The sequence below is a fragment of the Rhodoferax sp. UBA5149 genome, from assembly GCF_002413825.1.
Classification (GTDB): Bacteria; Pseudomonadota; Gammaproteobacteria; order Burkholderiales; family Burkholderiaceae_C; genus Rhodoferax.
Genome location: NZ_DHXT01000209.1, coordinates 24,109 through 46,400 on the forward strand (window position 1 = coordinate 24,109; position 22,292 = coordinate 46,400).

The 22,292-nt window shown below is 59.0% G+C and carries 23 protein-coding genes and 1 pseudogene; 18 read left to right on the plus strand and 6 right to left on the minus strand.

Annotated features, from left to right (window positions below; translation table 11 throughout):
• On the plus strand, positions 1-1,812 hold a 1,812-nt coding region (gene acs, locus B3V69_RS18840; RefSeq protein ID WP_296448731.1), incomplete at its 5' end, for an acetate--CoA ligase.
• A 131-nt stretch (positions 1,813-1,943) separates the two neighbouring features.
• Here acs and B3V69_RS18845 read toward each other — a convergent pair.
• On the minus strand, positions 1,944-2,249 hold the full coding sequence (locus tag B3V69_RS18845) for a c-type cytochrome (protein WP_296448733.1): 306 nt from the start codon (positions 2,247-2,249) through the stop codon (positions 1,944-1,946).
• Positions 2,250-2,354: 105 nt separating this feature from the next.
• Here B3V69_RS18845 and B3V69_RS18850 point away from each other — a divergent pair, with 105 nt between their 5' ends.
• Positions 2,355-2,600 carry a TIGR04438 family Trp-rich protein gene (locus B3V69_RS18850; RefSeq protein ID WP_296448734.1) on the plus strand — a complete coding sequence of 82 codons (246 nt, stop codon included), beginning with the start codon at positions 2,355-2,357 and terminating at the stop codon, positions 2,598-2,600.
• A gap of 75 nt (positions 2,601-2,675) precedes the next feature.
• Here the strand turns inward: B3V69_RS18850 and ilvD are convergent, their stop codons facing one another.
• Positions 2,676-4,370, minus strand: coding sequence for a dihydroxy-acid dehydratase (gene ilvD / locus B3V69_RS18855; protein ID WP_296448736.1), 1,695 nt, complete (start codon positions 4,368-4,370; stop codon positions 2,676-2,678).
• 104 nt (positions 4,371-4,474) lie between these two features.
• On the opposite strand from ilvD, the gene B3V69_RS18860 reads away from it, so the two are divergent.
• From B3V69_RS18860 to B3V69_RS18880, 5 genes and pseudogenes are all read left to right on the plus strand, one after another.
• Positions 4,475-5,443 (plus strand): LysR family transcriptional regulator, encoded by a 969-nt coding sequence (locus tag B3V69_RS18860; RefSeq protein ID WP_296448738.1) that lies wholly within the window; start codon positions 4,475-4,477, stop codon positions 5,441-5,443.
• A 73-nt stretch (positions 5,444-5,516) separates the two neighbouring features.
• Positions 5,517-6,326 carry a prolipoprotein diacylglyceryl transferase gene (lgt, locus tag B3V69_RS18865; protein WP_296448740.1) on the plus strand — a complete coding sequence of 270 codons (810 nt, stop codon included), beginning with the start codon at positions 5,517-5,519 and terminating at the stop codon, positions 6,324-6,326.
• A gap of 42 nt (positions 6,327-6,368) precedes the next feature.
• Positions 6,369-6,494 (plus strand): annotated as a pseudogene (locus B3V69_RS18870) (malonyl-CoA decarboxylase domain-containing protein); the annotation flags it as partial.
• Positions 6,495-6,521: 27 nt separating this feature from the next.
• Entirely contained in the window at positions 6,522-7,322 is an 801-nt protein-coding gene (locus B3V69_RS18875) for an enoyl-CoA hydratase/isomerase family protein (RefSeq protein ID WP_296448742.1), read from the plus strand.
• A 76-nt stretch (positions 7,323-7,398) separates the two neighbouring features.
• Positions 7,399-8,955: a malonate--CoA ligase gene (locus B3V69_RS18880; protein WP_296448745.1), complete on the plus strand. Its 1,557-nt coding sequence runs from the start codon at positions 7,399-7,401 to the stop codon at positions 8,953-8,955.
• A 73-nt stretch (positions 8,956-9,028) separates the two neighbouring features.
• Here B3V69_RS18880 and B3V69_RS18885 read toward each other — a convergent pair whose 3' ends face one another.
• Entirely contained in the window at positions 9,029-9,472 is a 444-nt protein-coding gene (locus B3V69_RS18885; protein WP_296448746.1) for a universal stress protein, read from the minus strand.
• A 213-nt stretch (positions 9,473-9,685) separates the two neighbouring features.
• On the opposite strand from B3V69_RS18885, the gene B3V69_RS18890 reads away from it, so the two are divergent.
• From B3V69_RS18890 to B3V69_RS18930, 9 genes are all read left to right on the plus strand, one after another.
• The gene (locus tag B3V69_RS18890) at positions 9,686-11,947 is read left to right on the plus strand and encodes a heavy metal translocating P-type ATPase (protein WP_414707579.1); all 2,262 of its coding nucleotides are present in this window, start codon (positions 9,686-9,688) and stop codon (positions 11,945-11,947) included.
• The gene (ccoS, locus tag B3V69_RS18895; RefSeq protein ID WP_296448767.1) at positions 11,947-12,084 is read left to right on the plus strand and encodes a cbb3-type cytochrome oxidase assembly protein CcoS; all 138 of its coding nucleotides are present in this window, start codon (positions 11,947-11,949) and stop codon (positions 12,082-12,084) included. Before B3V69_RS18890 ends, ccoS begins: the two co-directional genes overlap by 1 nt.
• Before the next feature lie 98 nt (positions 12,085-12,182).
• A complete protein-coding gene (gene ccoN / locus B3V69_RS18900; protein WP_296448770.1) occupies positions 12,183-13,619 on the plus strand; it encodes a cytochrome-c oxidase, cbb3-type subunit I in 1,437 nt (478 codons plus the stop codon).
• A gap of 13 nt (positions 13,620-13,632) precedes the next feature.
• Positions 13,633-14,259, plus strand: coding sequence for a cytochrome-c oxidase, cbb3-type subunit II (gene ccoO / locus B3V69_RS18905; protein ID WP_296448773.1), 627 nt, complete (start codon positions 13,633-13,635; stop codon positions 14,257-14,259).
• 16 nt (positions 14,260-14,275) lie between these two features.
• On the plus strand, positions 14,276-14,416 hold the full coding sequence (locus tag B3V69_RS18910) for a cbb3-type cytochrome oxidase subunit 3 (RefSeq protein WP_296448776.1): 141 nt from the start codon (positions 14,276-14,278) through the stop codon (positions 14,414-14,416).
• Between the two features lie 23 nt (positions 14,417-14,439).
• Positions 14,440-15,357 (plus strand): cytochrome-c oxidase, cbb3-type subunit III, encoded by a 918-nt coding sequence (gene ccoP / locus B3V69_RS18915; RefSeq protein ID WP_296448779.1) that lies wholly within the window; start codon positions 14,440-14,442, stop codon positions 15,355-15,357.
• Between the two features lie 41 nt (positions 15,358-15,398).
• Complete coding sequence (ccoG, locus tag B3V69_RS18920) at positions 15,399-16,862, plus strand: cytochrome c oxidase accessory protein CcoG (RefSeq protein ID WP_414707580.1); 1,464 nt, start codon at positions 15,399-15,401, stop codon at positions 16,860-16,862.
• Between the two features lie 10 nt (positions 16,863-16,872).
• Positions 16,873-17,160: a FixH family protein gene (locus B3V69_RS18925; protein WP_296448781.1), complete on the plus strand. Its 288-nt coding sequence runs from the start codon at positions 16,873-16,875 to the stop codon at positions 17,158-17,160.
• Between the two features lie 34 nt (positions 17,161-17,194).
• Positions 17,195-17,485, plus strand: a complete 291-nt coding sequence (locus B3V69_RS18930; protein WP_296448784.1) for a hypothetical protein — start codon at positions 17,195-17,197, stop codon at positions 17,483-17,485.
• A 19-nt stretch (positions 17,486-17,504) separates the two neighbouring features.
• Here the strand turns inward: B3V69_RS18930 and fnr are convergent, their stop codons facing one another.
• On the minus strand, positions 17,505-18,224 hold the full coding sequence (gene fnr, locus B3V69_RS18935) for a fumarate/nitrate reduction transcriptional regulator Fnr (RefSeq protein ID WP_296448787.1): 720 nt from the start codon (positions 18,222-18,224) through the stop codon (positions 17,505-17,507).
• A gap of 140 nt (positions 18,225-18,364) precedes the next feature.
• On the opposite strand from fnr, the gene hemN reads away from it, so the two are divergent.
• Positions 18,365-19,762, plus strand: a complete 1,398-nt coding sequence (gene hemN / locus B3V69_RS18940; protein ID WP_296448791.1) for an oxygen-independent coproporphyrinogen III oxidase — start codon at positions 18,365-18,367, stop codon at positions 19,760-19,762.
• A gap of 9 nt (positions 19,763-19,771) precedes the next feature.
• A complete protein-coding gene (locus B3V69_RS18945; protein ID WP_296448794.1) occupies positions 19,772-20,449 on the plus strand; it encodes a sulfite exporter TauE/SafE family protein in 678 nt (225 codons plus the stop codon).
• A gap of 20 nt (positions 20,450-20,469) precedes the next feature.
• Here the strand turns inward: B3V69_RS18945 and B3V69_RS18950 are convergent, their stop codons facing one another.
• Together B3V69_RS18950 and B3V69_RS18955 are read right to left on the minus strand one after the other, a co-directional pair.
• Positions 20,470-21,657: an efflux RND transporter periplasmic adaptor subunit gene (locus B3V69_RS18950; RefSeq protein WP_296448797.1), complete on the minus strand. Its 1,188-nt coding sequence runs from the start codon at positions 21,655-21,657 to the stop codon at positions 20,470-20,472.
• Positions 21,658-21,674: 17 nt separating this feature from the next.
• Positions 21,675-22,292 (minus strand): ABC transporter permease (locus B3V69_RS18955; RefSeq protein WP_296448800.1); only part of this gene is annotated, 618 nt, incomplete at its 5' end.

Sequence of the window (22,292 nt, forward strand, 5' to 3'; positions counted from 1 at the left end):
AAGCCCTTTACCAAGACGCTGGACGAGTCAGCGGCGCCGTTTTACAAGTGGTTCGAGGACGGCGAACTGAACGCGTCGGCCAACTGCCTGGACAAGCACATGGGCACGCCGGTCGAGAACAAAACAGCCGTTATTTTTGAAGCTGACGATGGCACCGTGACCAAGACCAGCTACAAAGAGTTGCTGGCCAAGGTCAGTCAGTTTGCCAACGCCCTCAAGGCGCATGGCATCCAAAAGGGCGATCGGGTCCTGATCTACATGCCCATGACCTTGGAGGGCGTCATCGCGATGCAGGCCTGCGCGCGCATTGGCGCCACGCACAGCGTGGTGTTTGGTGGCTTCTCGGCCAAGGCGCTGCAGGAACGCATCATTGACGCCGGCGCCGTGGCGGTGATCACGGCCAATTTCCAGATGCGCGGTGGCAAGGAGTTGCCGTTGAAATCGATCGTGGACGAGGGCCTGGCCTTGGGCGGCTGCGAGTCCATCAAGACCGTCTTCGTTTACCAGCGCACCGCGTCCGCCTGCAATATGGTCGCGGGCCGCGACGTCACCTTTACTGAGGCGTTGGCGGGTCAAAGCACCGAATGTGCGCCGGTGTCGGTGGGTGCCGAGCATCCGCTGTTCATTCTTTTCACATCCGGCTCTACCGGCAAACCCAAAGGTGTGCAGCATTCCACCGGGGGCTTCCTGCTGTGGGCCAAGCTGACCATGGACTGGACGTTTGACCTTCAACCCTCCGATGTTTTCTGGTGCACGGCGGACATTGGCTGGATTACCGGCCATGCCTATGTGGCCTACGGACCCTTGGCAGCAGGCGCCACCCAGATCATTTTTGAAGGCATACCGACCTACCCGAACGCCGGTCGTTTCTGGCAAATGATCGAGCGCCACAAGTGCACCATTTTCTATACCGCGCCTACCGCCATCCGTTCACTGATCAAGTCGGCCGAGGGCGATGCCACGGTCCATCCTGGCCGCTCGGACCTGAGCAGTCTGCGTATCCTGGGCACGGTGGGCGAGCCTATCAATCCTGAAGCCTGGATGTGGTACTACAAGCATGTGGGTGGCGAGCGTTGCCCGATCGTGGACACCTTCTGGCAGACCGAAACCGGTGGTCACATGATCACGCCGCTGCCGGGCGCCACGCCACTGGTCCCTGGCAGCTGCACCTTGCCGCTGCCCGGCATCATGGCCGCCATCGTGGACGAAGCGGGCAATGACGTGCCCAATGGGTCCGGCGGCTTGCTGGTCATCAAACGGCCATGGCCCTCCATGATTCGCAACATCTGGAACGACCCTGAGCGTTTCAAGAAAAGCTATTTCCCGGAAGAGATGGGTGGCACGTATTACCTGGCGGGTGACGGCGCGGTGCGCAGCGCCGACCGCGGTTACTTCCGCATCACCGGCCGTATCGACGACGTGCTCAATGTGTCGGGTCACCGCATGGGCACGATGGAAATCGAGTCGGCGCTGGTGGCCAAGTCCGACTTGGTGGCCGAGGCCGCCGTGGTGGGGCGCCCGGATGACCTGACGGGCGAGGCTATTTGCGCCTTTGTGGTGCTCAAGCGCTCCTGCCCGACGGGCGACGAGGCCAAAGCGATTGCCAAGGAACTGCGTGACTGGGTAGCCAAGGAGATTGGCCCGATTGCCAAACCCAAAGACATCCGTTTTGGCGAAAATTTGCCCAAAACCCGTTCCGGCAAGATCATGCGCCGCCTGCTGCGCTCGCTGGCCAAGGGTGAGTCCATTACGCAGGATACGTCGACACTGGAAAACCCCGCGATTCTGGACCAGTTGGGACAAACCTATTGACGCTACGAAAACAATAGCTGGCGGCGCCCATTTAACGGGGGCTATCGGCTAAAATTATCAAGAAAAAACGGCTAAAAAAAAGCCCGCAATATGCGGGCTTTTTTTGCTATCTGAAAAGCGAACGATGCAGCTTACTTGAGGCTCAGAACCCAGGTGACCAGTTTCCTGGCCTCGGCCTCATTGACTTGCGTATTGGCGGGCATGGGCACGGGGCCCCAAACGCCAGCGCCGCCTTTCATGACCTTGGCGGTCAGCTTGTCCACGGCATCTTTTTGGCCGGCGTATTTCTTGGCGACGTCTTTGTAGGCTGGCCCCACCACTTTTTTGTCAACGGCATGGCACGCCAGGCAATTCTTGGACGTCGCAAGCGCCAGATCAGCAAACGCGGGCGCAGTGACAGTGGCTGCGGCGACTAGAGCAAAGAGAACACGTTTCATCAATTTTTTCCTTATGGGTTGGTTTACAGTCGAATAACGCAGGGCCAATGATAGTCGTTGACACACATCACAGGTTTACAGTGTAAAAAATGTTAGGAGAATGAAATGTATTTATTGGGACTTGGACTGGTCTTACTGGTCCTGAAGTATCTTGAAATCGGCCCGGTGGCCACTTGGGACTGGTGGGTTATTGCAGTGCCATTTGGTTTGGCGGTGCTCTGGTGGGCCTGGGCAGATTCATCGGGGTATACCAAAAAGAAAGCGATGGAGCGTGACAATGCGCGTCGGCAAGACCGTATTGACAGAAACCGCGAGGCTCTGGGCACCTTGCCCAAAAAGAAGCAGCGTTGACGAGACATCAAAAAAAAGCCCGCTTAAGCCAAGTTGCGCGGGCTTTGTTGATCAGGTCGCGGTGGCCGCGGTTGTTCAGTAGTTGTCGAGCACGGCACCCTTGCTGGCGGTTGACGCGTTGAACGCAAACTTGGCCTGCACGCCGCGGGTATAGCGTGGCTTGGGTGCCGTCCATGCGGCGCGCCGTTTGGCGATTTCCTCGTCGCTGACATTGAGTTGCAGCAGCAACTGATGCGCATCGATGGTGATGGAGTCACCTTCATGGATGAAGGCGATCGTGCCACCGACTGCCGCTTCGGGCGCCACGTGGCCGACCACCATGCCCCAGGTGCCGCCGGAGAAGCGGCCATCGGTGATCAGGCCGACCGACTCGCCCAGGCCTTGCCCGACCAGGGCACCGGTGGGGGCCAGCATTTCGGGCATGCCGGGGCCGCCTTTGGGGCCGAGGTAACGCAGCACCATCACGTCGCCGGCCACGATCTGGTTCGCCAGAATAGCGGCCAGGGCAGACTGTTCATCGTCAAACACGCGGGCCGGGCCGGTCATCACCGGGTTTTTCAGGCCGGTGATCTTGGCCACGCAGCCCTCGGGTGACAGATTGCCTTTCAGAATCGCCAGATGGCCTTGTGCGTACATCGGGTTGCTCAAGGGGCGAATCACGTCCTGGTCGGCGCGTGGCGCATCGGGCACATCTTTCAACACCTCCGCAATGGTCTGGCCGGTGATGGTGATGCAGTCGCCGTGCAGCAGACCGGCCGACAGCAAGGTTTTCATGACTTGCGGAATGCCGCCGGCCCGGTGCAGGTCGACCGCCAGGTATTGGCCGCTGGGCTTGAGGTCGCACAGCACCGGCGTTTTTTGGCGCACGCGCTCAAAGTCGTCAATCGTCCACTCGACCCCGGCGGCATGCGCAATCGCCAAAAAGTGCAGCACGGCGTTGGTGGAGCCGCCAGTGGCCATGATGACTGCGACGGCATTTTCGATCGACTTGCGGGTCACGATGTCGCGCGGTTTGAGGTCTTTTTTGACGGCCTCGATCAGCACCTTGGCGGACTCACGGGCCGAGTTCACCTTCTCGTCGTGCGGGTTCGCCATGGTGCTGGAGTAGGCCAGCGAGATGCCCAGCGCTTCAAAGGCGGACGACATGGTGTTGGCCGTGTACATGCCGCCGCACGAGCCGGTGCCGGGGATGGCGCGACGCTCGATCTCCAGCAGGTCTTCGTCGCTCATGCGCCCGGCCGCGTTCTCGCCGACGGCTTCAAACACGCTCACGATGTTGAGGTCTTTGCCCTTGTAATGGCCGGGCAGGATGGTGCCGCCGTAGACAAAAATGGCGGGCACATTGGCGCGCAGCATGCCCATCAGGCCGCCCGGCATGTTCTTGTCGCAACCGCCCACGACCAGCACGCCGTCCATCCACTGGCCTTGCACGCAAGTCTCGATGCAGTCGGAAATCACCTCTCTAGAGACCAGCGAGTACTTCATGCCTTCGGTGCCCATCGCCATGCCATCGGAAATGGTCGGGGTGCCGAACACCTGGGCGTTGCCGCCCGCCTCTTCAATCGCGGCAATCGCGGCATCGGCCAGCTTTTGCAGGCCGCTGTTGCATGGCGTGATGGTGCTGTGGCCGTTGGCCACGCCGATCATCGGTTTCTTGAAGTCATCGGCCTCGTAGCCCATGGCGTAGTACATGGAGCGGTTGGGCGCGCGCGACTTGCCCTCGGTGATGTTTTTGCTGCGGGGGTTCAGGATGACGGGTTGGGTGGCCATAAGAGCTCTCTCGTGAAATGGGTTGCAGTTTTCAGGCCAGAGTATGCGCCGGACTATTATGTTGTTCCAATATATTTTTAAGTAATTATTAATATGCACAGCATATGAATGAAAGCCTCAATCAGTCCGTCAGCCCGTCATTGAGCGCGCACCTCATCGAACTCCGGCTGTGGCGCCAGTTCGTGGCCGTGGCCGAGGAGCTGCATTTTGGTCACGCCGCCACGCGCCTGCACATGACCCAACCGCCCTTGACGCAAGCGATTGCCCAGTTGGAAAAATTGTTGGGCATGCGTTTGTTTGACCGTACCAAGCGCAGCGTGCAGCTGACCGCCACCGGCCAGGCCTTGCTGCCGGCCGTGCTGGATCTGCTGGCGCGCGCCCAAGCCTTGCCGGCGCAGGCCCGGGCGGCGGCGGCGGGCGAAGTCGGGCGCCTGCGCCTGGCTTTCGTCTCCACCGTCGGCTTTGCGTTGCTGCCGCAGTGGGTGCGGGCGTTTCGGGCGCTCTATCCCAAAGTGCAGCTGGAGCTGCTGGAAGCCACGGGTGATGTGCAGTTGCAGGGCCTTGAGCGCGGCGACATGGATGCCGGCTTTATGCTGCATGCGCCGGGTTTTGCCCCGTCGGGCCTGGCGCGTTGGCTGATCACCCAGGAGCCGTTGGTGCTGGCGCTGCCTGAGCACCATTCGCTGGCGAATCGACCCGCGCTGGCGTTGAATGAGGTGCTGGCCGAGCCGCTGGTCATCTTTCCGCGGCGCATCGTGCCTTCTTTGTACGACGCCATTTTTGCGCTGTACCACGCCGCGGCTTGCCTGCCCGTTGTGGCCCAGGAAGCGATTCAGATGCAGACCATTGTCAACCTGGTGTCGGCCGGACTCGGCGTCGCCTGGGTGCCAGACAGCGTGCGCCAGTTCCAGCGCTCCGGCGTCGTGTACCGCGAGGTGCTGGCAGGCAAAAATGTCTCTGGAAGGAACGTCGGCGCCATGCCGGGCTGCGAGACCAGCCTGGTCTGGAAGCACGAGGGCGTCAGCCCCACGCTGGAACGTTTTGTGGCGTTTGCCAAGTCGCAACTCGCGTAACGCGCGGCAAGCTTTCGCGGGTCGGCGCCAGCCGCTATGGAATGGACTTGCGCTTGCGTGCACAATGCCGTCCATGCTGATCCATCCACAAATCAATCCGATCGCCCTGCAACTAGGTCCTTTTTCCATCCACTGGTATGGACTGACCTACCTGGCCGCTTTTGCCTTGTTCATGTTTCTGGGTATCCGGCGCTTGCGGCATGAGCCGTTTGCGTCCATCAAAGGGGCCGGTGCCTGGTCGCGCAAAGACGTGGAAGACATCCTGTTCATGGGGGTGATGGGCGTGGTGCTGGGCGGGCGCATCGGCTATTGCCTGTTTTACAAGCCTGCCTATTACCTGGCGCACCCGCTGGAGGTTTTCGCGGTGTGGCAGGGCGGCATGAGCTTTCATGGCGGCATGCTGGGTGTCATTGCCGCCATGATCTGGTTTGCCGTGTCACGCGGCAAGCCCTGGCTGCAGGTGGCTGATTTTGTGGCGCCGTGTGTGCCGACGGGCTTGGCGGCGGGGCGGGTCGGCAACTTCATCAACGGCGAGTTGTGGGGCCGTTTGAGCCCCCCGGACCTGCCTTGGGGCATGGTGTTTCGCGGCGCTGGGGACTTGCCGCGTCACCCGTCGCAGGTGTACCAGTTCTTGGGCGAGGGGCTGCTTCTGTTCGTGCTGTTGTGGCTGTATGCGCGCAAGGAGCGCAAACAGGGTCAGGTGGCGGCCGCCTTCTTGCTGGGTTATGGGCTGTTTCGTTTTGCGGCCGAATTTTTCCGCGAACCCGATGCGTTCCTTGGCATTCTGTCGCTGGGCATGAGCATGGGGCAATGGCTGTGTGTGCCGATGATCGTCGGCGGCGTCGGCTTGTGGTGGTGGGCGCAGAGACGCAGCGCACGCTGATCTTTGTCGCGGACCACGGGTTTTTACCGAGGTAGAACATGTTTCCCCCGCCTCAAGACTTTTGCCATGTTGTCGCCGATCCCGGGCTTTCGCGCCTTGCTGGGCAAGAACGCCGCCGCCCTGCTGGACAAACTTGATGACAAGGCGCGGGCCGAGCTCGCGCGCGCTGGACCGAATTAAAGGAGTTGTTCAGGTATGCATGGATCTATCCGGTTTAAGCAGCAGGCGGGCGTGGCGCGGGTCACCATCAGCCACCCACCCCGGTTCAATGCCATGTCGCGCGTCATGTGGCGCGAGCTGCGCTCTGTTTTTGAGAACATCCAGCGCAGCAGCGACGTGCGCTGCGTGGTGATTGCGGGTGAGGGCGGAAATTTTTGCGCAGGCGGTGATATCTCGGAATATGCCGACTTCCGGTTTCAGGAAGCGACGCTGCGCGACTTCCACGAACACGATGTCTGGGGTGGTTTGCAGGCCATGCTGGACTGCGACGTACCCATCGTCGCCCGGATTGAAGGCAACTGCATGGGCGCGGGGATGGAGATGGCCAGTTGTTGTGATATTCGCCTGAGTTGCGAATCCGCCCGCTTTGGGGCGCCCATCGCCAAGCTCGGTTTTCCCATGGCGCCGCGCGAAGCCGCCTTGGTGGCGCGCGAAGCAGGCCTTGGCACCGCGCGCCAAATGTTGCTGGCGGCGACGATTTTCAGCGCGGCCGAGATGAAGGCTTGCGGCTTCCTCAGCCGGGTGCTGGCGGACGATCAGCTGGCCGCCGAGACGGGGGACGCAGCGCATCGGATTTCCAAACTGGCACCGCAGGCGGCGAGACTCAACAAGCAGACGATTCGTGCATTAAATAGCGCTCCAGCCCCCGCCGATATTGCACAATCAGCCACAAATATGATAGCAGTCGACAGCCAGCAAGCCTACGCTTACGCCGACAGCGCCGAACACAGGGAAGGTATTCAGGCCTTTCTGGAGAAGCGAAAACCCGCGTTTTGACGCCCTTGGCACCCCCTGGGCCTGCCGTCACGCAACACGCAAGCTGACCGAGCCCAAGCCTCCACCCACCCTTGATATGCAAAAGCAGAACATTCCCCTGGCCGGTAACGGCAACCTCTTCGCCGCACTTCGCGCCGCCTTCCCCAAAGACCTGGACGGCGTCGCGATTGAGACCGACAACGGCCTGTTTTACAGCTGGCGCGACCTGGATCGCGCCACCGCCATGATGGCCAACCTGCTGGCGTCGCTGGACCTGCCCGCGGGCTCCCGCATCGCCGTGCAGGTGGAAAAATCGGTCGAGGCAATGGTCTTGTACCTGGCGACCTTGCGTGCTGGTTTTGTGTTTTTGCCGCTCAACACGGCGTATCAAAGCGCCGAGATCGAGTATTTCATCGGCAACGCCGAACCCGCCGTGGTGGTCTGCAGTAGCAAAAACTTTGGCTGGGTCAGCAAGATTGCATTCAAGGCGGGCACCCAGTACGTGTTCACGCTCAATGACGACCGCACCGGCTCCCTGCTGGACCGCACCGCCAATGCTTCGGACCAGCACGTGGTGGCCGTTCGACAAGCGGATGACCTGGCCGCCATTTTGTACACCAGCGGCACCACGGGTCGTTCCAAAGGGGCGATGCTGAGCCACGGCAATCTGCTGAGCAACGCGCAGGTGCTCAAAACTTACTGGGGTTGGCGAACGGCAGAAGAGGGCGGCGATGTGCTGATTCATGCCTTGCCGATCTTCCATGTGCACGGTTTGTTTGTCGCTATTCACGGTGCGCTGCTCAACGGCAGCAAGATGATCTGGCTGGGCAAATTTGACCCCAAACTGGTCATTCAAAAAATGCCCGAGGCGACCGTGTTCATGGGCGTTCCCACGCTCTATGTGCGCCTGCTGGCCGAGCCGGAATTGACGGTCGATGTGGCACGCCACATGCGGCTCTTCATTTCGGGGTCCGCGCCTTTGTTGATTGAAACCTTCAACGACTGGAAGTCCAGAACCGGCCACACCCTTTTGGAGCGTTACGGCATGAGCGAGACCGCGATGCTGGCCTCCAACCCGTACGACGAGACCGAAGGTGAGCGGCGTGGCGGCACGGTTGGTTTCCCGCTGCCGGGCGTCAGTCTGCGCGTGCAGGATGACCAAGGCCAGCCCGTGGCGGCGGGCGAGATCGGCGGCATCCAGGTCCGGGGGCCCAATGTGTTCCAGGGCTATTGGCGCATGCCCGAGAAAACCGCTGAAGAATTCACGGCCGACGGCTACTTCAAAACGGGTGATGTCGGCAAGATTGACGCGCTGGGCTATGTGACCATCGTGGGCCGCAGCAAAGACCTCATCATCAGTGGCGGCTACAACGTCTATCCGGCCGAAATTGAAAGCTTCATCAACGAGTTGCCCGGCGTGGCCGAGAGCGCCGTGATTGGCATCCCGCATGCGGATTTTGGTGAAGTCGGCGTCGCCATCGTCATCGCGAAGGCGGGTGCCAAGCTCGACCCCAGCCAGATCATTGCCAGTCTGAAATCACAACTGGCCAATTTCAAAGTGCCCAAGCAATGTTTTGTGGTCGATGCCTTGCCGCGCAACACCATGGGCAAGGTTCAAAAAAATGTTTTACGCGCGCAATACGGAGTTGGATGAAGACCGCTCAGCCATCAATTAGCTATTAAATTTATAGCTGAACACGTATATTCGACGAGGGTTACACGTTTATTTAACGTAACACGAGAACTGGAATGTGAGAGTGCGTCAGCACCAGCTGGGTTTCACTGCCCAGCAACAGGCGTTTGATGCCGCGCCGCCCATGGGATGCCATCACGATCAGATCGCATTTGTGTTTTTTGGCCGCTGCAATGATGGCCTCCGACACCAGGTCTGACTTGGCCGTGATGGCCTTGGTTTTGACACCTTTTGCCAATGCGGTTTTCTGAACCGCGTCGACAATGGACTGTCCGTCCTCTGCCCATTGCTTCTCAACCCGGCTGACCTCAGCCGCCTGCAAGGCCAGGCCGCCCTCAAAGTAGCTCTGTGGGTAACGCGGAATTACTTTCAAGGCCACCAACTCTGCCCCTGTCAGCGCGGCCAACGCAATGGCGCTGTTCACTGCTTTTTTTGACAAGGTGGAACCGTCGGTGGCGACAAGAATTCTTTGGTACATGAATTGCTCCTATTGAGTGAATACCGCCAGCTTACTCTGCTCGTCCTGTGCCTTCTTGATGGTCGTCAAGTAAACTGCGCGCATCGCCGGACACCCTTGAACCTTATGTCAACTGCAAGTCCTGCCGTCTCTGTCACGGCGTCAGAAAACCTTCTTGAAGATCGCGACCAGGTTCATGCGGATTCATCAGATGCCGCTGCGACCGCGGACGTCTTGCGTCTCCTCGATGACCCGCTGGAGTGGTCGGCCTTCAGTCGCCCTGATGCCCGTCGCGCCAATTTTTGGGAGTCGAATCTTCTGATCGAAGGCATGCATTGCGCGGCCTGTGCCCTGACGCTCGAAGACGCCCTGCTGCGCGTGCCCGGTGTGGTGACGGCCGAGGTGAGTGCCGGCAGCCACCGTGCGCGCGTCGTCTGGTCGTCTGATGCGGTCCGGCCTTCAGACTGGATGCGGGCGGTTCAAACCGCCGGCTACCGCGCCGTGCCGGCCAATGATGCGTTTACCCGTGAACGCCGCAAGAGTGAAGCACGCAAGGCGCTTTGGCGCTTGATGGTGGCCGGGCTGTGCATGATGCAGGTGATGATGTACGCCTATCCAGCCTACATCGCGGCGCCTGGGGATTTGACGGCCGAGATGGAGCAACTGCTGCGCTGGGCCTCCTGGGTGCTGACCCTGCCGGTGATTCTGTTCTCCTGCGGGCCGTTTTTTGGCAGTGCCTGGCGGGATGTGTTACAGCGTCGCGTGAGCATGGATTTGCCAGTGGCTTTGGGCATGCTGATTACCTTTGCCGTCAGCACCGCCGGCACTTTTGATCCGCATGGCATCTTTGGTCGCGAAGTCTATTTTGACTCGCTCACCATGTTTGTTTTCTTTCTGTTGTCGGGGCGCTGGCTGGAGTTGCGTCTGCGCGATCGAACGGCCGGCGCGCTGGAAGTGCTGATGAACCGGCTGCCCGACAGCGTGGCGCGGCTGCGCCAGGACGGCACTTATGAACGCGTGCCGGTGCGCCGCCTGCTGCCCGCGGATGTCATTCGGATCTTGCCGGGGGAGACCTTTCCGGCCGATGGGGTGCTGCTGCAAGGCGACACGTTGGTCGATGAGGCACTGCTCACGGGCGAGTCGCGTCCGGTAGCACGCGGTGTCGGTGGCCTGGTTATTGCCGGCAGCCACAACCTCTCCACGGTGGTCCAGGTTCGCGTGGAACGCACCGGCGAGCAAACCCGTTTTGCCGAGATCGTGGCGCTAATGGAAAGTGCCTCAACCACCAAACCGCGTTTGGCCCGCTTGGCCGATCGCATTGCCAAACCGTTCCTGATGGGGGTGCTGCTGGCGGCCGGGCTGGCCTGCGCTTTTTGGTGGGGACGAGACCCCGGCCGTGCGCTAATGGTCGCAGTCGCCGTGCTGGTCGTGACCTGTCCCTGCGCGCTGTCGCTGGCAACACCGGCCGCCATGCTGGCCGTCGCCGGAACGCTCGCACGACGCGGCGTTTTGGTGCGTCGGCTGGAGGCTTTGGAAGCCATGGCGGCCGTCGATACGGTGATGTTCGACAAAACCGGAACCCTGACGCGGGACGCCATGGTGTTGGGCTCGACCCAAGTGCGGGACGGCGTCCCGGCGGCCCAGGCGCTGGCGATGGCCGCGGCTTTGGCACAATATTCGCTCCACCCGGTATCCAGAGCGCTGGTGGCCGCCGCGGGCCGGATCGGCACTTTCCCGCTGTGGACGGCGGACACCGTGAACGAGGTCGCCGGGCGCGGGGTGGCGGGCCGGGCGTGGTGCGGCAACGCAACGCTAACTGCGACCGCGACCGAGCTGCGCCTGGGTTCTGCCGATTTTTGCGGCCTTGAACGATCACGATCCAGAAAGGATGCGCTGCAGACTTTTTTAAGCGACGAGCGGGGCTGGCTGGCCACGTTTGAGCTGCATGAAGACGTGCGAGCTGATGCGCGGGATACGGTGGCCGCACTGCAACGAGAGGGTATCGCGGTGCATTTGTTGTCCGGGGACAGCGTTCAGGCGGCGGCGCGGGTGGCCGCACAGGTGGGCATACTTGAATTTCAGGGAGGGTGTGCACCGCAGGACAAGCTCGCCTTCTTGCGCGGTGCTCAACAAAGTGGCCACAAGGTGGCGGTGGTGGGAGACGGGCTCAACGACGGCCCGGTACTGGCCGGCGCCCACGTGTCGTTTGCCTTTGGTCAAGCGGTGCCTTTGGCGCAGGCACAGGCAGATTTTGTGGTGTTGGGCGATCAGCTCGACGCGGTTGTGAGAACGCTGCGTCTGGCCCGTCGAACCTTGCGCGTGGTGCGTCAGAATCTGTGGTGGGCGGCTATTTATAACGCGGTGTGCGTGCCTCTGGCCGTGGCGGGATGGCTTCCGGCCTGGCTGGCGGGTTTGGGTATGGGCTTAAGCTCCCTGCTGGTCGTGCTCAATGCCTTGCGGCTGTCGAACAACGCCAAACCATTGAAAAAAATGTGATGGATATTCTTTATTTATTAATACCACTGTCGGTTATTCTTGTTTTTTTCATTCTCGGGGGACTGTGGTGGGCGATCTACCGCGGCCAATTTGAGGACATTGAGTCTGAAGCTGAACGAATTCTTAAGGACTCATAAAAATTCCTTTGAAATACTGATGTAGATCAATAGGTATTGCGATGGCGCCTTGAAAAACCATGAGAAACTGATCTCAAACAAACTCAGAAGAGGTGAAGATGATATTTCCCAATGCGCAGGCCACTACCTACAACGACAAAGTCGTCAGGCAGTTTGCCATCATGACCGTGGTCTGGGGCGTGGTCGGTATGCTGGTCGGCGTGATCATCGCCGCCCAGCTGACCTGGCCCGAACTCAATATGGGCATTCCCTGGTTGACTTACGGTCGCTTGCGTCCGCTGCACACCAATGCCGTTATTTTTGCCTTTGGTGGCTGCGGTTTGTTTGCGGCCTCCTACTATGTGGCACAACGCACCTGCCACGTCAGACTGTTTGGCGACAAGTTGGCGGCGTTTACGTTTTGGGGCTGGCAACTGGTCATTGTGGCGGCCGCCATTTCTTTGCCGTTGGGCTACACCCAGGGCAAGGAATACGCGGAGCTGGAGTGGCCCATCGACATTCTGATCACGCTGGTCTGGGTGTCGTATGCCATCGTGTTTTTTGGCACCATCGGCACGCGAAAAGTTCGTCATATCTACGTGGCCAACTGGTTTTTTGGCGCTTTCATCATTGCCGTGGCTTTGTTGCACATCGTTAACAGTGCCGCCATTCCTGCTGGTTACATGAAGTCCTACTCGGCCTACGCTGGCGTGCAGGATGCCATGGTGCAGTGGTGGTATGGCCACAATGCCGTGGGCTTTTTTCTGACGGCCGGCTTCCTGGGCATGATGTACTACTTCATCCCCAAGCAGGCTGAGCGGCCGGTGTATTCCTACCGTCTGTCCATCGTTCACTTCTGGGCGCTGATCTTCACCTATATGTGGGCTGGCCCGCACCACCTGCACTACACCGCACTGCCTGACTGGACGCAATCGGTCGGCATGGTGTTCTCCCTGATTTTGCTGGCACCGAGCTGGGGCGGCATGATCAACGGCATCATGACCTTGTCAGGCGCCTGGCACAAATTGCGCGATGACCCTATCCTGCGTTTCCTGATCGTGTCGCTTTCCTTCTATGGCATGTCCACCTTTGAGGGTCCGATGATGTCGATCAAGACGGTCAACGCGCTGTCTCACTACACCGACTGGACCATTGGTCACGTTCATTCTGGCGCTCTGGGCTGGGTCGGTCTGGTGACGATGGGCAGCATGTACTACCTGATTCCACGCCTGTTTGGTCAGAAGCAGATGTACAGCGTCAAGGCGATTGAGGTGCACTTCTGGACGGCCACGATCGGCATTGTTATTTACATTGCCGCAATGTGGATCGCCGGTGTGATGCAGGGTCTGATGTGGCGCGCCATCAACGCCGACGGCACTTTGACCTACACCTTCGTAGAGTCCGTCAAAGCCACCTTCCCGTTTTATGTGCTGCGTTTGTTGGGGGGCCTGCTATACCTCACTGGCATGTTGATCATGCTCTGGAACACACTTAAAACCGTGACCAACGGCCGCTCCGTCACCGTGACCATCCCGGCCGCCGCTGCCCACGCCTGAGAAGGAAAACACCATGGCAAACAACAACGCAAGCGGCGGACTGTCGCATGAAAAAATCGAAACCAACAACTTCCTGATGATCGTTTTGATCCTGCTGGTGTTGCTGGTCGGTGGGATGGTGGAAATTGTTCCGCTGTTTTTCCAGAAGTCCACCACGGAGCCGGTCAAGGGTCTGATGCCCTACACCGCTTTGCAACTGGCGGGGCGTGACATCTATACCCGCGAGGGTTGCTACAACTGCCATTCGCAGATGATCCGGCCGTTCCGCGCCGAGACGCTGCGCTACGGCCACTATTCCGTGGCGGGTGAGTTTGTCTATGACCATCCGTTCCAGTGGGGCAGCAAGCGCACCGGACCTGACCTGCACCGCGTGGGTGGCAAGTACAGCGATCAGTGGCATCGTGACCACCTGAACAACCCGCGCGACTTGGTGCCCGAATCCAATATGCCGGCCTATCCATGGCTGCTCAAGGACACCGTGGACTCCGAATCCATGCCAGCGCACATGCGGGCTTTGCGGCGCGTGGGCGTGCCCTATACCGATGAGCAGATTGCCAAGTCGTCGGAAGAGATCAAGGGCAAGAAAGAAATCGAAGCCGTCATTGCCTATCTGCAGGTCTTGGGGACCTTGGTCAAGTAAGCGGGAGATGTCTTATATGGAACTCGATATCAACACACTTCGTTCGTTGGCCACGGTGGTCAGCTTCATCACGTTCATCGGAATCATGGTGTGGACGTATTCCCGCCGAAATTCTGATTTCGAAGAGGCCGCCAACCTGCCTTTCGATCAAGACTGACGAACCGCAATAAAAGGGAAAAAATGAGCGACTTCACAAGTAACTTCTGGGCGATATACGTCTCCGGGATCACCATCGTCAGCATTCTGGCCTGTCTTTTGCTGCTGTGGTTCAGTGGCAAGGCCAAAGCCATGACGGCCAGCGACAACACCACCGGGCACGTGTGGGATGGCGACTTGCGCGAGATGAACAACCCCTTGCCACGCTGGTGGGCGTGGTTGTTCGTCATCACGATCGTCTTTGCCTTTGTCTATCTGGCCCTGTATCCGGGGCTGGGCAGTTACCCCGGAAAATTGGGTTGGACGTCCTCCGGTCAGCACCAGGCTGAGGTGGAAAAAGGCAATGCGGAGGTCGCGCCTCTGTACGCCAAGTTCTCGGCCATGAAGCCCGAAGACGTGGCCAATGACGCTCAGGCCATGGCGATTGGAGAGCGCTTGTTCATGAACACCTGCGCTCAATGCCATGGCTCTGATGCCCGGGGCAACAAGGGCTTTCCCAACTTGACTGACAAGGACTGGTTGGGTGCCGGTACTCCAGAATATATTAAAGAGACCATAACTAAAGGCCGCATTGGCATGATGCCGCCGATGGCTGCGGCAGTGGGTACGGCGGAAGATGTCAAGAACGTAGCACAGTATGTTTTGAGCCTGTCCGGCAGCCCTCATGACTCGGTGCAAGCCGCTTTGGGGAAACCAAAATTTATGGCCTGCGCTGCCTGTCACGGTATGGACGGCAAGGGCATCTCGGCGATTGGTTCCGCGAACCTGACAGATGACATCTGGTTGCACGGTTATGGCGAGGCTGCCATCATCGCCATGATCAATGGTGGCAAGGTCAACCAGATGCCAGCCCAGGCGGACAAGCTGACGCAAGCGCAGATTCATGTTCTGGCATCTTATGTGTGGGGACTTTCAAACAAGGGTGGCGCCACGGCCAAGTAAGTTACCTACCATCTGAGCCACTGATCCTAGAAAGAGAAAATTTGAACAGCAAGGAACCTGTGACCCGAAAGGTCATCCCCATCGTCCCCGAGGAGGGGTATGGCCCGCTGCTGCCGGAAGATTCACAAGGTGTGATGGTTTCCCTGTACGCGTCGCACGAGAAAATCTATCCGCGTAGTGTTTCGGGCTTGTTTTCGAACTGGCGATGGGCGACGGTTTTTCTGACCCAACTGGTGTTTTACGGCGTGCCGTGGCTGGAGTGGGGGCAGCGGCAGGCGGTGTTGTTTGATCTGGGGACAAGGCGCTTCTACATCTTCGGACTGCTGCTGTATCCCCAGGACTTCATTTATCTGGCGGGGCTGCTGGTCATTTCAGCGCTATCGCTGTTTCTTTTTACGGCAGTGGCAGGGCGCCTATGGTGTGGTTATGCTTGCCCGCAAACGGTATACACCGAAATCTTCCTCTGGATAGAAAAGAAAGTTGAGGGGGATCGCTCGGCCCGCATGCGCAGGGACGCTCAGCCCTGGTCCTTTGAAAAAGTGACGCGCAAAGGCGCCAAACACTTCTTGTGGCTTGCTGTGTCGCTGTGGACCGGATTTACCTTTGTGGGCTATTTCACGCCCATTAAAGAGCTGGGGATTGAGTTCTTGCAGTTGAGCATGAGCTCATGGGAAGTCTTCTGGACCTTCTTTTACGGCTTCGCAACTTACGGTAACGCGGGTTTCATGCGCGAGCAGGTGTGCAAGCATATGTGTCCGTATGCGCGCTTCCAAAGCGCCATGTTTGACAAAGACACACTGGTCGTGACCTACGACTCTGAACGAGGCGAGCCACGGGGTGCCAGGTCACGCAAAGCGGATCCCGTGGCGCTGAACCTTGGCGCGTGTGTGGACTGCACGCTGTGCGTCCAGGTGTGTCCCACCGGCATTGATATTCGCAAAGGGTTGCAGTACGAGTGCATTGGCTGTGGCGCATGCGCCGATGTGTGCGATACCGTGATGGACAAGATGGGTTACGCGCGGGGTCTGGTCAAGTACACGACCGAGAACGCCATGAGTCAGCACTGGACCAAATCGCAGACCTGGCGCCATGTGCTGCGGCCGCGTGTTCTGGTCTATACGGCAATTCTGGTGGCTGTGGTGCTGGCCATGCTGGTCAGTCTGACCTTGCGCGCGCCATTCAAGGTCGATGTGGTTCGCGATCGCGGCGTCATGGCACGTATTGTTTCAGGCGGCAACATCGAGAACGTTTACCGGCTGCAGGTCATGAACGCCACCGAGTCGCTCCAGCGCTACAAAATCGCCGCGATGGGCCTGCCAGGCCTGCAAGTGAAGTCTGAGAATGTCGTGCTGGTGGAGTCTACGCAATCGCGCTGGGTGACTGTGCGGGTGCAGTTGCCTTTTGATGCAGCGACACCGGGCTCGCATGCGATTCAGTTTGAAATAGACTCGCTGGATTCTTCAGGTCACTTGACTGAAAAATCGGTTTTTTTGGTTCCACGATAAGGAAAAGCTTATGCCGCAAAACACGTTTGACTCGACCGTTCCCTGGTGGAAATTTGGACACGTCTGGCTGGTCGTGGCAGGTCCTGCCATCGTCGTCGTCGCTAGTTTTGTAACCTTGTATCTCGCGGTAACGAGGCCTGATCCGCTTGTTACCGAAGACTATTACCGCAAGGGTATTGAAATCAACAAGACTCTGGAACTTGACGCCCATGCCGCCAGTCTGGCACCCGCAGTGCAGGCCCGCAATCACGCTGCGACTGGCATGGTACCTACGGCAAATGCCGTCAATAAACCGTAAGTCCCATAACCTTTAACACGCAGGAGGCTCAAGCATGTTGTCACAACGAATGATGTGGATCGCCTGGCCCGCTTTTATGGTGGCTGGCGTCCTTGAGGTGCTGGTATTTGCGATGGTTGATCCGCAAGACCTGCGCTGGTTTGGTCATCCCATTGAGCTGTCGCGTCAAGGCGTTTATACCGTGGCATTCTTTGTGTTTTGGGGCATCACCATGGTGTCCAGCGGCTTGACTACTTTGCTGGCGATGTCTCCGTTTGAAGTCAACCGCTGCCCCTTGCCAGCGGACGATCGCCCCGATGGTTGCCCCAAGCAAGGGCCGTGCTAGGTCGACTTTTTGACGCTGCTCAAGTGCAGGATTTGGGATTGACGATGTCCTTTAGCATGTCGGTATTGAGAATGCGGACATGACGCTGCTTGACTTCGACGATGCCTTCTTCCACAAATTTTGAAAATGTCCGGCTCACGGTTTCCAGTTTCAAGCCCAGAAAACTGCCAATTTCTTCACGCGTCATTCGAAGGATCAACTCTGACTGGGAGAATCCGCGGGCATGCAGCCGTTGAACCAGATTCAGCAGGAAGGTGGCGAGACGTTCCTCTGCCCGCATGCTACCCAGCAGCAGCATCACACCGTGTTCCCGCACGATCTCACGACTCATTATTTTGTGAACGTGGCGTTGCAGCGAGTTCACTTCGCGTGACAGTTCTTCAATGCGGTCAAATGGCATCACACAGACCTCGGCGTCTTCCAACGCGATGGCGTCGCAGGTATGGTGATCGTTCACAATGCCGTCCAGACCGATGACTTCGCCAGCCATTTGAAACCCTGTGACTTGATCCCGACCGTCTTCTGACGCCACACAGGTCTTGAAAAACCCGGTACGAATGGCAAAGAGACTGGTGAACTTCTCGCCATTGCGAAAGAGCGCCGTGCCACGCTTGATGGTGCGCCGGGCCGCGACCACATTGTCAATGAGATCCAGCTCTTCCCGGCTCAGGCCTATTGGCATGCACAGTTCCCGCAAGTTGCAGTTGGAACAAGCGACTTTGATGGTGTGAGGGTTCATGTTCCTCATTTTGGCACTAATTTGCCGTCCTTCCTGATGTGGGTCAAATATGTCAGGCTTGGATATTGTATTTTTTGATCTGAATCAAGAAATTATTTTGCCCTTTAAGGCATATTCCTCAGGCTTGCCAAGGAGTATTCATGAAAGCAGCTGTTGCTGAGCCCGTTTCCGAAGACCTGTTGCGTCGCTTCGACGTGTCTGGGCCGCGCTATACCTCTTACCCCACGGCGGATCGGTTTGTTGAAGCGTTTTCGGTTGAAGATTACACCCAGGCGTTGAAGCTGAGGCGCTCCGGTGCGGCCGCCATGAGCTTGCCTCTGTCTTTGTATGTTCATATCCCTTTTTGTGAATCCTTGTGCTACTACTGCGCCTGCAACAAGATCATCACCAAGCACCATGATCGCGCCACGTCTTATCTGCGCTATCTGAGTCGCGAAGTGGAATTGCACACCGAGCAACTGGGTGTCGGACAAACCGTGGCGCAATTGCATCTGGGTGGCGGGACACCTACTTTTCTGTCAGACGACGAACTGCGCGAACTGATGGCCATGTTGCGCCGCAACTTCACACTGGCCACCGGTGGCGAGTATTCCATCGAAGTCGATCCGCGCACCATCGACGCCTCACGGCTGGACACGCTGGCGGAGCTGGGATTCAATCGTTTGAGCTTTGGGGTCCAGGATTTTGACCCCGAGGTGCAAAAAGCGGTGCACCGCGTGCAACCGGCCGAGCAGGTTTTTGCGCTGGTGGAAGCGGCACGCCAGCGCAATTTTGATTCGATCAACATCGATTTGATTTATGGCTTGCCGCGTCAAAGCCCTGAGTCATTTGACCGTACTTTGGCGCAGGTGACCGAGTTGCGTCCAGATCGCATTGCACTGTATGCCTACGCCCACTTGCCGGAGCGATTCAAACCGCAGCGGCGCATTTCCGCCGTGGAGTTGCCGGGTGGCCCGGCCAAGGTGTCCATGCTGGCGCGCTCCATGGCGGCGTTCATGGAAGCCGGCTATGTCTACGTGGGGATGGACCACTTTGCACTTCCCGCCGATGCGCTGGCGGTTGCCAAACGGCAAGGACGCTTGCATCGCAATTTTCAGGGTTACAGCACCCAACCGGATTGCGATCTGATCGGCCTGGGCGTTTCATCCATTGGCAAGATCGGGGCCACCTACAGCCAGAACGCCAAGACGCTGGAAGAGTATTACGATTTCCTGGACCATGGGCGTTTTCCCGTTGTGCGCGGCCTGGCGCTGTCGCGCGACGATCTGGTTCGTCGGGCCGTGATCATGGCCCTGATGTGCCAGGGAGAAGTCCTGTTCGAGTCCATCGAGCTGGCCTATCTGGTGGACTTTCGCAATTACTTTGCCTCTGAAATCGAGGCCTTGCACGATCTGGCCGAACAAGGGCTGGTCACGCTGGACGAAACCGGCATCCAAGTGACCACCATGGGCTGGTTTTTTGTACGTGCCGTCGCCATGGTGTTTGATCGCTATTTGCAGACTGACCGCACGCGCGCCCGGTTTTCAAAGATCATTTAGCATCGGCGGATGCAATCTTCTCTCGCGTTGACGGCGCTTCTGATGGGCTTGGCCGGAGGGCCGCACTGCGTCGTCATGTGCGGCGCTGCCTGTGCCGGCATTGGACAGGCCGCAGGCCCAAGTAAAAATACCGCGATGTGGAGTTTTCAGGCAGGGCGGGTATTGGGTTACGCCGCTTTGGGCGCGCTGGCGGCGGCCTCCATGCAGGGTTTGGGCTGGCTGACGGTTCAATCGGCGGCGCTGCGTCCGGTGTGGACACTTTTCCATGTGGCGACGGCGGTACTTGGCATATTGTTGCTGTGGAAGGCACAGCAACCGGTGTGGGTGGAGCAGGCCGGCAGAAAAATCTGGTCAGGCGCGCGCGCACTGGCCGCCGGGCGGGGCAGGAGCGCGCCGTTAGTCATCGGGGCGCTGTGGACTTTTTTGCCGTGCGGGCTGCTCTACTCGGCCCTGCTCGTCGCCGCCTTGACAGGCAAGGTGCTCGAAGGCGCGATGGTCATGGCTCTGTTTGCTTTGGGTACCAGCGTATCCATGATGGCCGGACCTTGGGTTTGGCTGCGTTTGCGGGGCAAAGGCACGGGTGAATGGGGTGTGCGGCTGGCGGGTCTGGCATTGGCTGCCAGTTCCGTCTGGGCTTTGTGGATGGGGTTTGCCCATGACGCGGCGCCTTGGTGCGTGGCCCCTTGACCTGAACCATGGGCCTGGGTTCAGCGGGCCTTGACGCGGTCGCCGTCTTTCAGTTTGGTGTCCGGGTAGACGATCACCTGAGTGCCCTTGGTGAGCCCTGACTTGACCCAGGCGTCGACACCGTTGCGTGCTGCCACTTCAATCTCGCGCAGGCGTGCGTGGCCCTTGTCCAGTACAAAAAGCGCTGAACGCGCACCAAGCGGAAACAGCGCGCTGACCGGCACCTTGACGGCGTTTTCCACCACCTGGACCAGCACCCGCACATCGACCTTGAAACCGTCACTCAGCGTTTGCCACTTTTCCGGTGCTGAGGTGATGTCAATAATCGCATTGACGCGCTGCTCTTCCACCCCCAAAGCGGAGACTTTGGTAAATGCCGCAGGCTCAATCAGTCGTACCCGGCCTGCAAGGACGTCGGGCCCACCCCAATTGGCGAGTTGCACCATTGTTCCTGGTTTGATCTGCGCGGCATCTTCGGTCAGGATATCCACCACCACTTCAAGCTGGGTCGGGTCACCCAGTTCCATCAGTGGCGTCCCAGCCGCCACGACGCCTTCGCTTTGCTGCGGCACCTTCAGAACCTTGCCGGAGACGGGCGCCTTGATCTCGTAGGCTCGCTGCTGCGCGTCTTGCGGAGATTGCGAGAACTGTTGCAATACGATGCGCGACTGGTCCAGTTCATGGCGCGCGGCGGCCTCTTCCTGGCGCGCACTTTCCAGCTCTTTCTCGCGCAGACGGACATTGAGTCGTCCGGTCTCATTCTGAGTGGGTGAAACAAAACCCTGTTGGGCAAGCGTCTCGCTGCGTTTGAGTTCGGCACGCGCCTGCTCAAGCGCCGCGCCAGCTCGCCCCACATTGGCCTGTGCCCGCGCCACCGATGCCTGCATCGCGCCAATGCGTGCACCTTGTTCGGCGCGGGCACGCGCGTCCAGCAGCGCTGGCGAAACCGGCCAGAGCGTGGCGACGGTGGCGTTGCGTTCCACTGTATCGCCTTGTTTCAAATTAATGCGGGCCACGCGGCCCGTCAACGGTGTCGAGACGACGTATCGGTCGCGCAAGCGTGTTTTGCCATCTTCCTGCACAGCACGTTCAAACCGCCCCTGGGTTACCGCGGCAATTTCGACTTCTGTTGGCGTCGGCATAAAGGCCCACCCCAGCAGAGCCAGCATCAACAGGCTGACGATGCCAATCCATAATTTTCTTTTCATTTATTTCTCCAGTTTTCCTATTCGCGTGTCTTGAGTACACCGACCAGATCCAGCGTATCCACCCGGCGGCGCACAATCAGCGCGCTGACCACGCCGGCTGCAAGCACACACAAGGCCGCATACGCATAAGTGGCGGGTTGGATCACAAAGGGAAAGTAAAACTCATCGGTTTTGATCAGGCTGACAATGGTCGACGCCAGAAAGTAGCCCAGCACCATGCCCAGTGGTATCGCCAGCGCAATTTCAATGGCCAGTTCGCCGAGCAGGAAGGCCGAGACCTCGCCACGAGTGAACCCCAGCACGCGCAGACTGGCCAGTTCCCAAGCGCGCTCCGCCAGCGCGATGCGGGCGTTGTTGTAGACCACGCCGATGGCGATGATGGCGGCAAATGCGGTCAGAATGCCGCTGAAGACCATCACGTTGCGGGCGGTGACCTCCTCGATGTTTCGTTTCATGACGGACTTGCTGACGGCAACCGCTACCCGTGGCAGCTCTTTGAGCTCATTCAACAGGGCCGCTTCATGGCCACGGTCGACGGCGACGGTGACCTGGTTGACAATATCGCCCTCGCGAAGAATGGTATTCAGCGCGCGTCGTTCGATATAGGCGTTCATGCCCAGCATCTCGGTCACGAC

Excerpts from the sequence above, each read along its gene's own strand:
- B3V69_RS18845 (WP_296448733.1), bottom strand. The coding sequence starts at position 2,249 with ATGAAACGTGTTCTCTTTGCTCTAGTCGCCGCAGCCACTGTCACTGCG.
- B3V69_RS18850 (WP_296448734.1), top strand. The coding sequence starts at position 2,355 with ATGTATTTATTGGGACTTGGACTGGTCTTACTGGTCCTGAAGTATCTT.
- ilvD (WP_296448736.1), bottom strand. The coding sequence starts at position 4,370 with ATGGCCACCCAACCCGTCATCCTGAACCCCCGCAGCAAAAACATCACC.
- B3V69_RS18860 (WP_296448738.1), top strand. The coding sequence starts at position 4,475 with ATGAATGAAAGCCTCAATCAGTCCGTCAGCCCGTCATTGAGCGCGCAC.
- lgt (WP_296448740.1), top strand. The coding sequence starts at position 5,517 with ATGCTGATCCATCCACAAATCAATCCGATCGCCCTGCAACTAGGTCCT.
- B3V69_RS18875 (WP_296448742.1), top strand. The coding sequence starts at position 6,522 with ATGCATGGATCTATCCGGTTTAAGCAGCAGGCGGGCGTGGCGCGGGTC.
- B3V69_RS18880 (WP_296448745.1), top strand. The coding sequence starts at position 7,399 with ATGCAAAAGCAGAACATTCCCCTGGCCGGTAACGGCAACCTCTTCGCC.
- B3V69_RS18885 (WP_296448746.1), bottom strand. The coding sequence starts at position 9,472 with ATGTACCAAAGAATTCTTGTCGCCACCGACGGTTCCACCTTGTCAAAA.
- ccoS (WP_296448767.1), top strand. The coding sequence starts at position 11,947 with ATGGATATTCTTTATTTATTAATACCACTGTCGGTTATTCTTGTTTTT.
- ccoN (WP_296448770.1), top strand. The coding sequence starts at position 12,183 with ATGATATTTCCCAATGCGCAGGCCACTACCTACAACGACAAAGTCGTC.
- ccoO (WP_296448773.1), top strand. The coding sequence starts at position 13,633 with ATGGCAAACAACAACGCAAGCGGCGGACTGTCGCATGAAAAAATCGAA.
- B3V69_RS18910 (WP_296448776.1), top strand. The coding sequence starts at position 14,276 with ATGGAACTCGATATCAACACACTTCGTTCGTTGGCCACGGTGGTCAGC.
- ccoP (WP_296448779.1), top strand. The coding sequence starts at position 14,440 with ATGAGCGACTTCACAAGTAACTTCTGGGCGATATACGTCTCCGGGATC.
- B3V69_RS18925 (WP_296448781.1), top strand. The coding sequence starts at position 16,873 with ATGCCGCAAAACACGTTTGACTCGACCGTTCCCTGGTGGAAATTTGGA.
- B3V69_RS18930 (WP_296448784.1), top strand. The coding sequence starts at position 17,195 with ATGTTGTCACAACGAATGATGTGGATCGCCTGGCCCGCTTTTATGGTG.
- fnr (WP_296448787.1), bottom strand. The coding sequence starts at position 18,224 with ATGAACCCTCACACCATCAAAGTCGCTTGTTCCAACTGCAACTTGCGG.
- hemN (WP_296448791.1), top strand. The coding sequence starts at position 18,365 with ATGAAAGCAGCTGTTGCTGAGCCCGTTTCCGAAGACCTGTTGCGTCGC.
- B3V69_RS18945 (WP_296448794.1), top strand. The coding sequence starts at position 19,772 with ATGCAATCTTCTCTCGCGTTGACGGCGCTTCTGATGGGCTTGGCCGGA.
- B3V69_RS18950 (WP_296448797.1), bottom strand. The coding sequence starts at position 21,657 with ATGAAAAGAAAATTATGGATTGGCATCGTCAGCCTGTTGATGCTGGCT.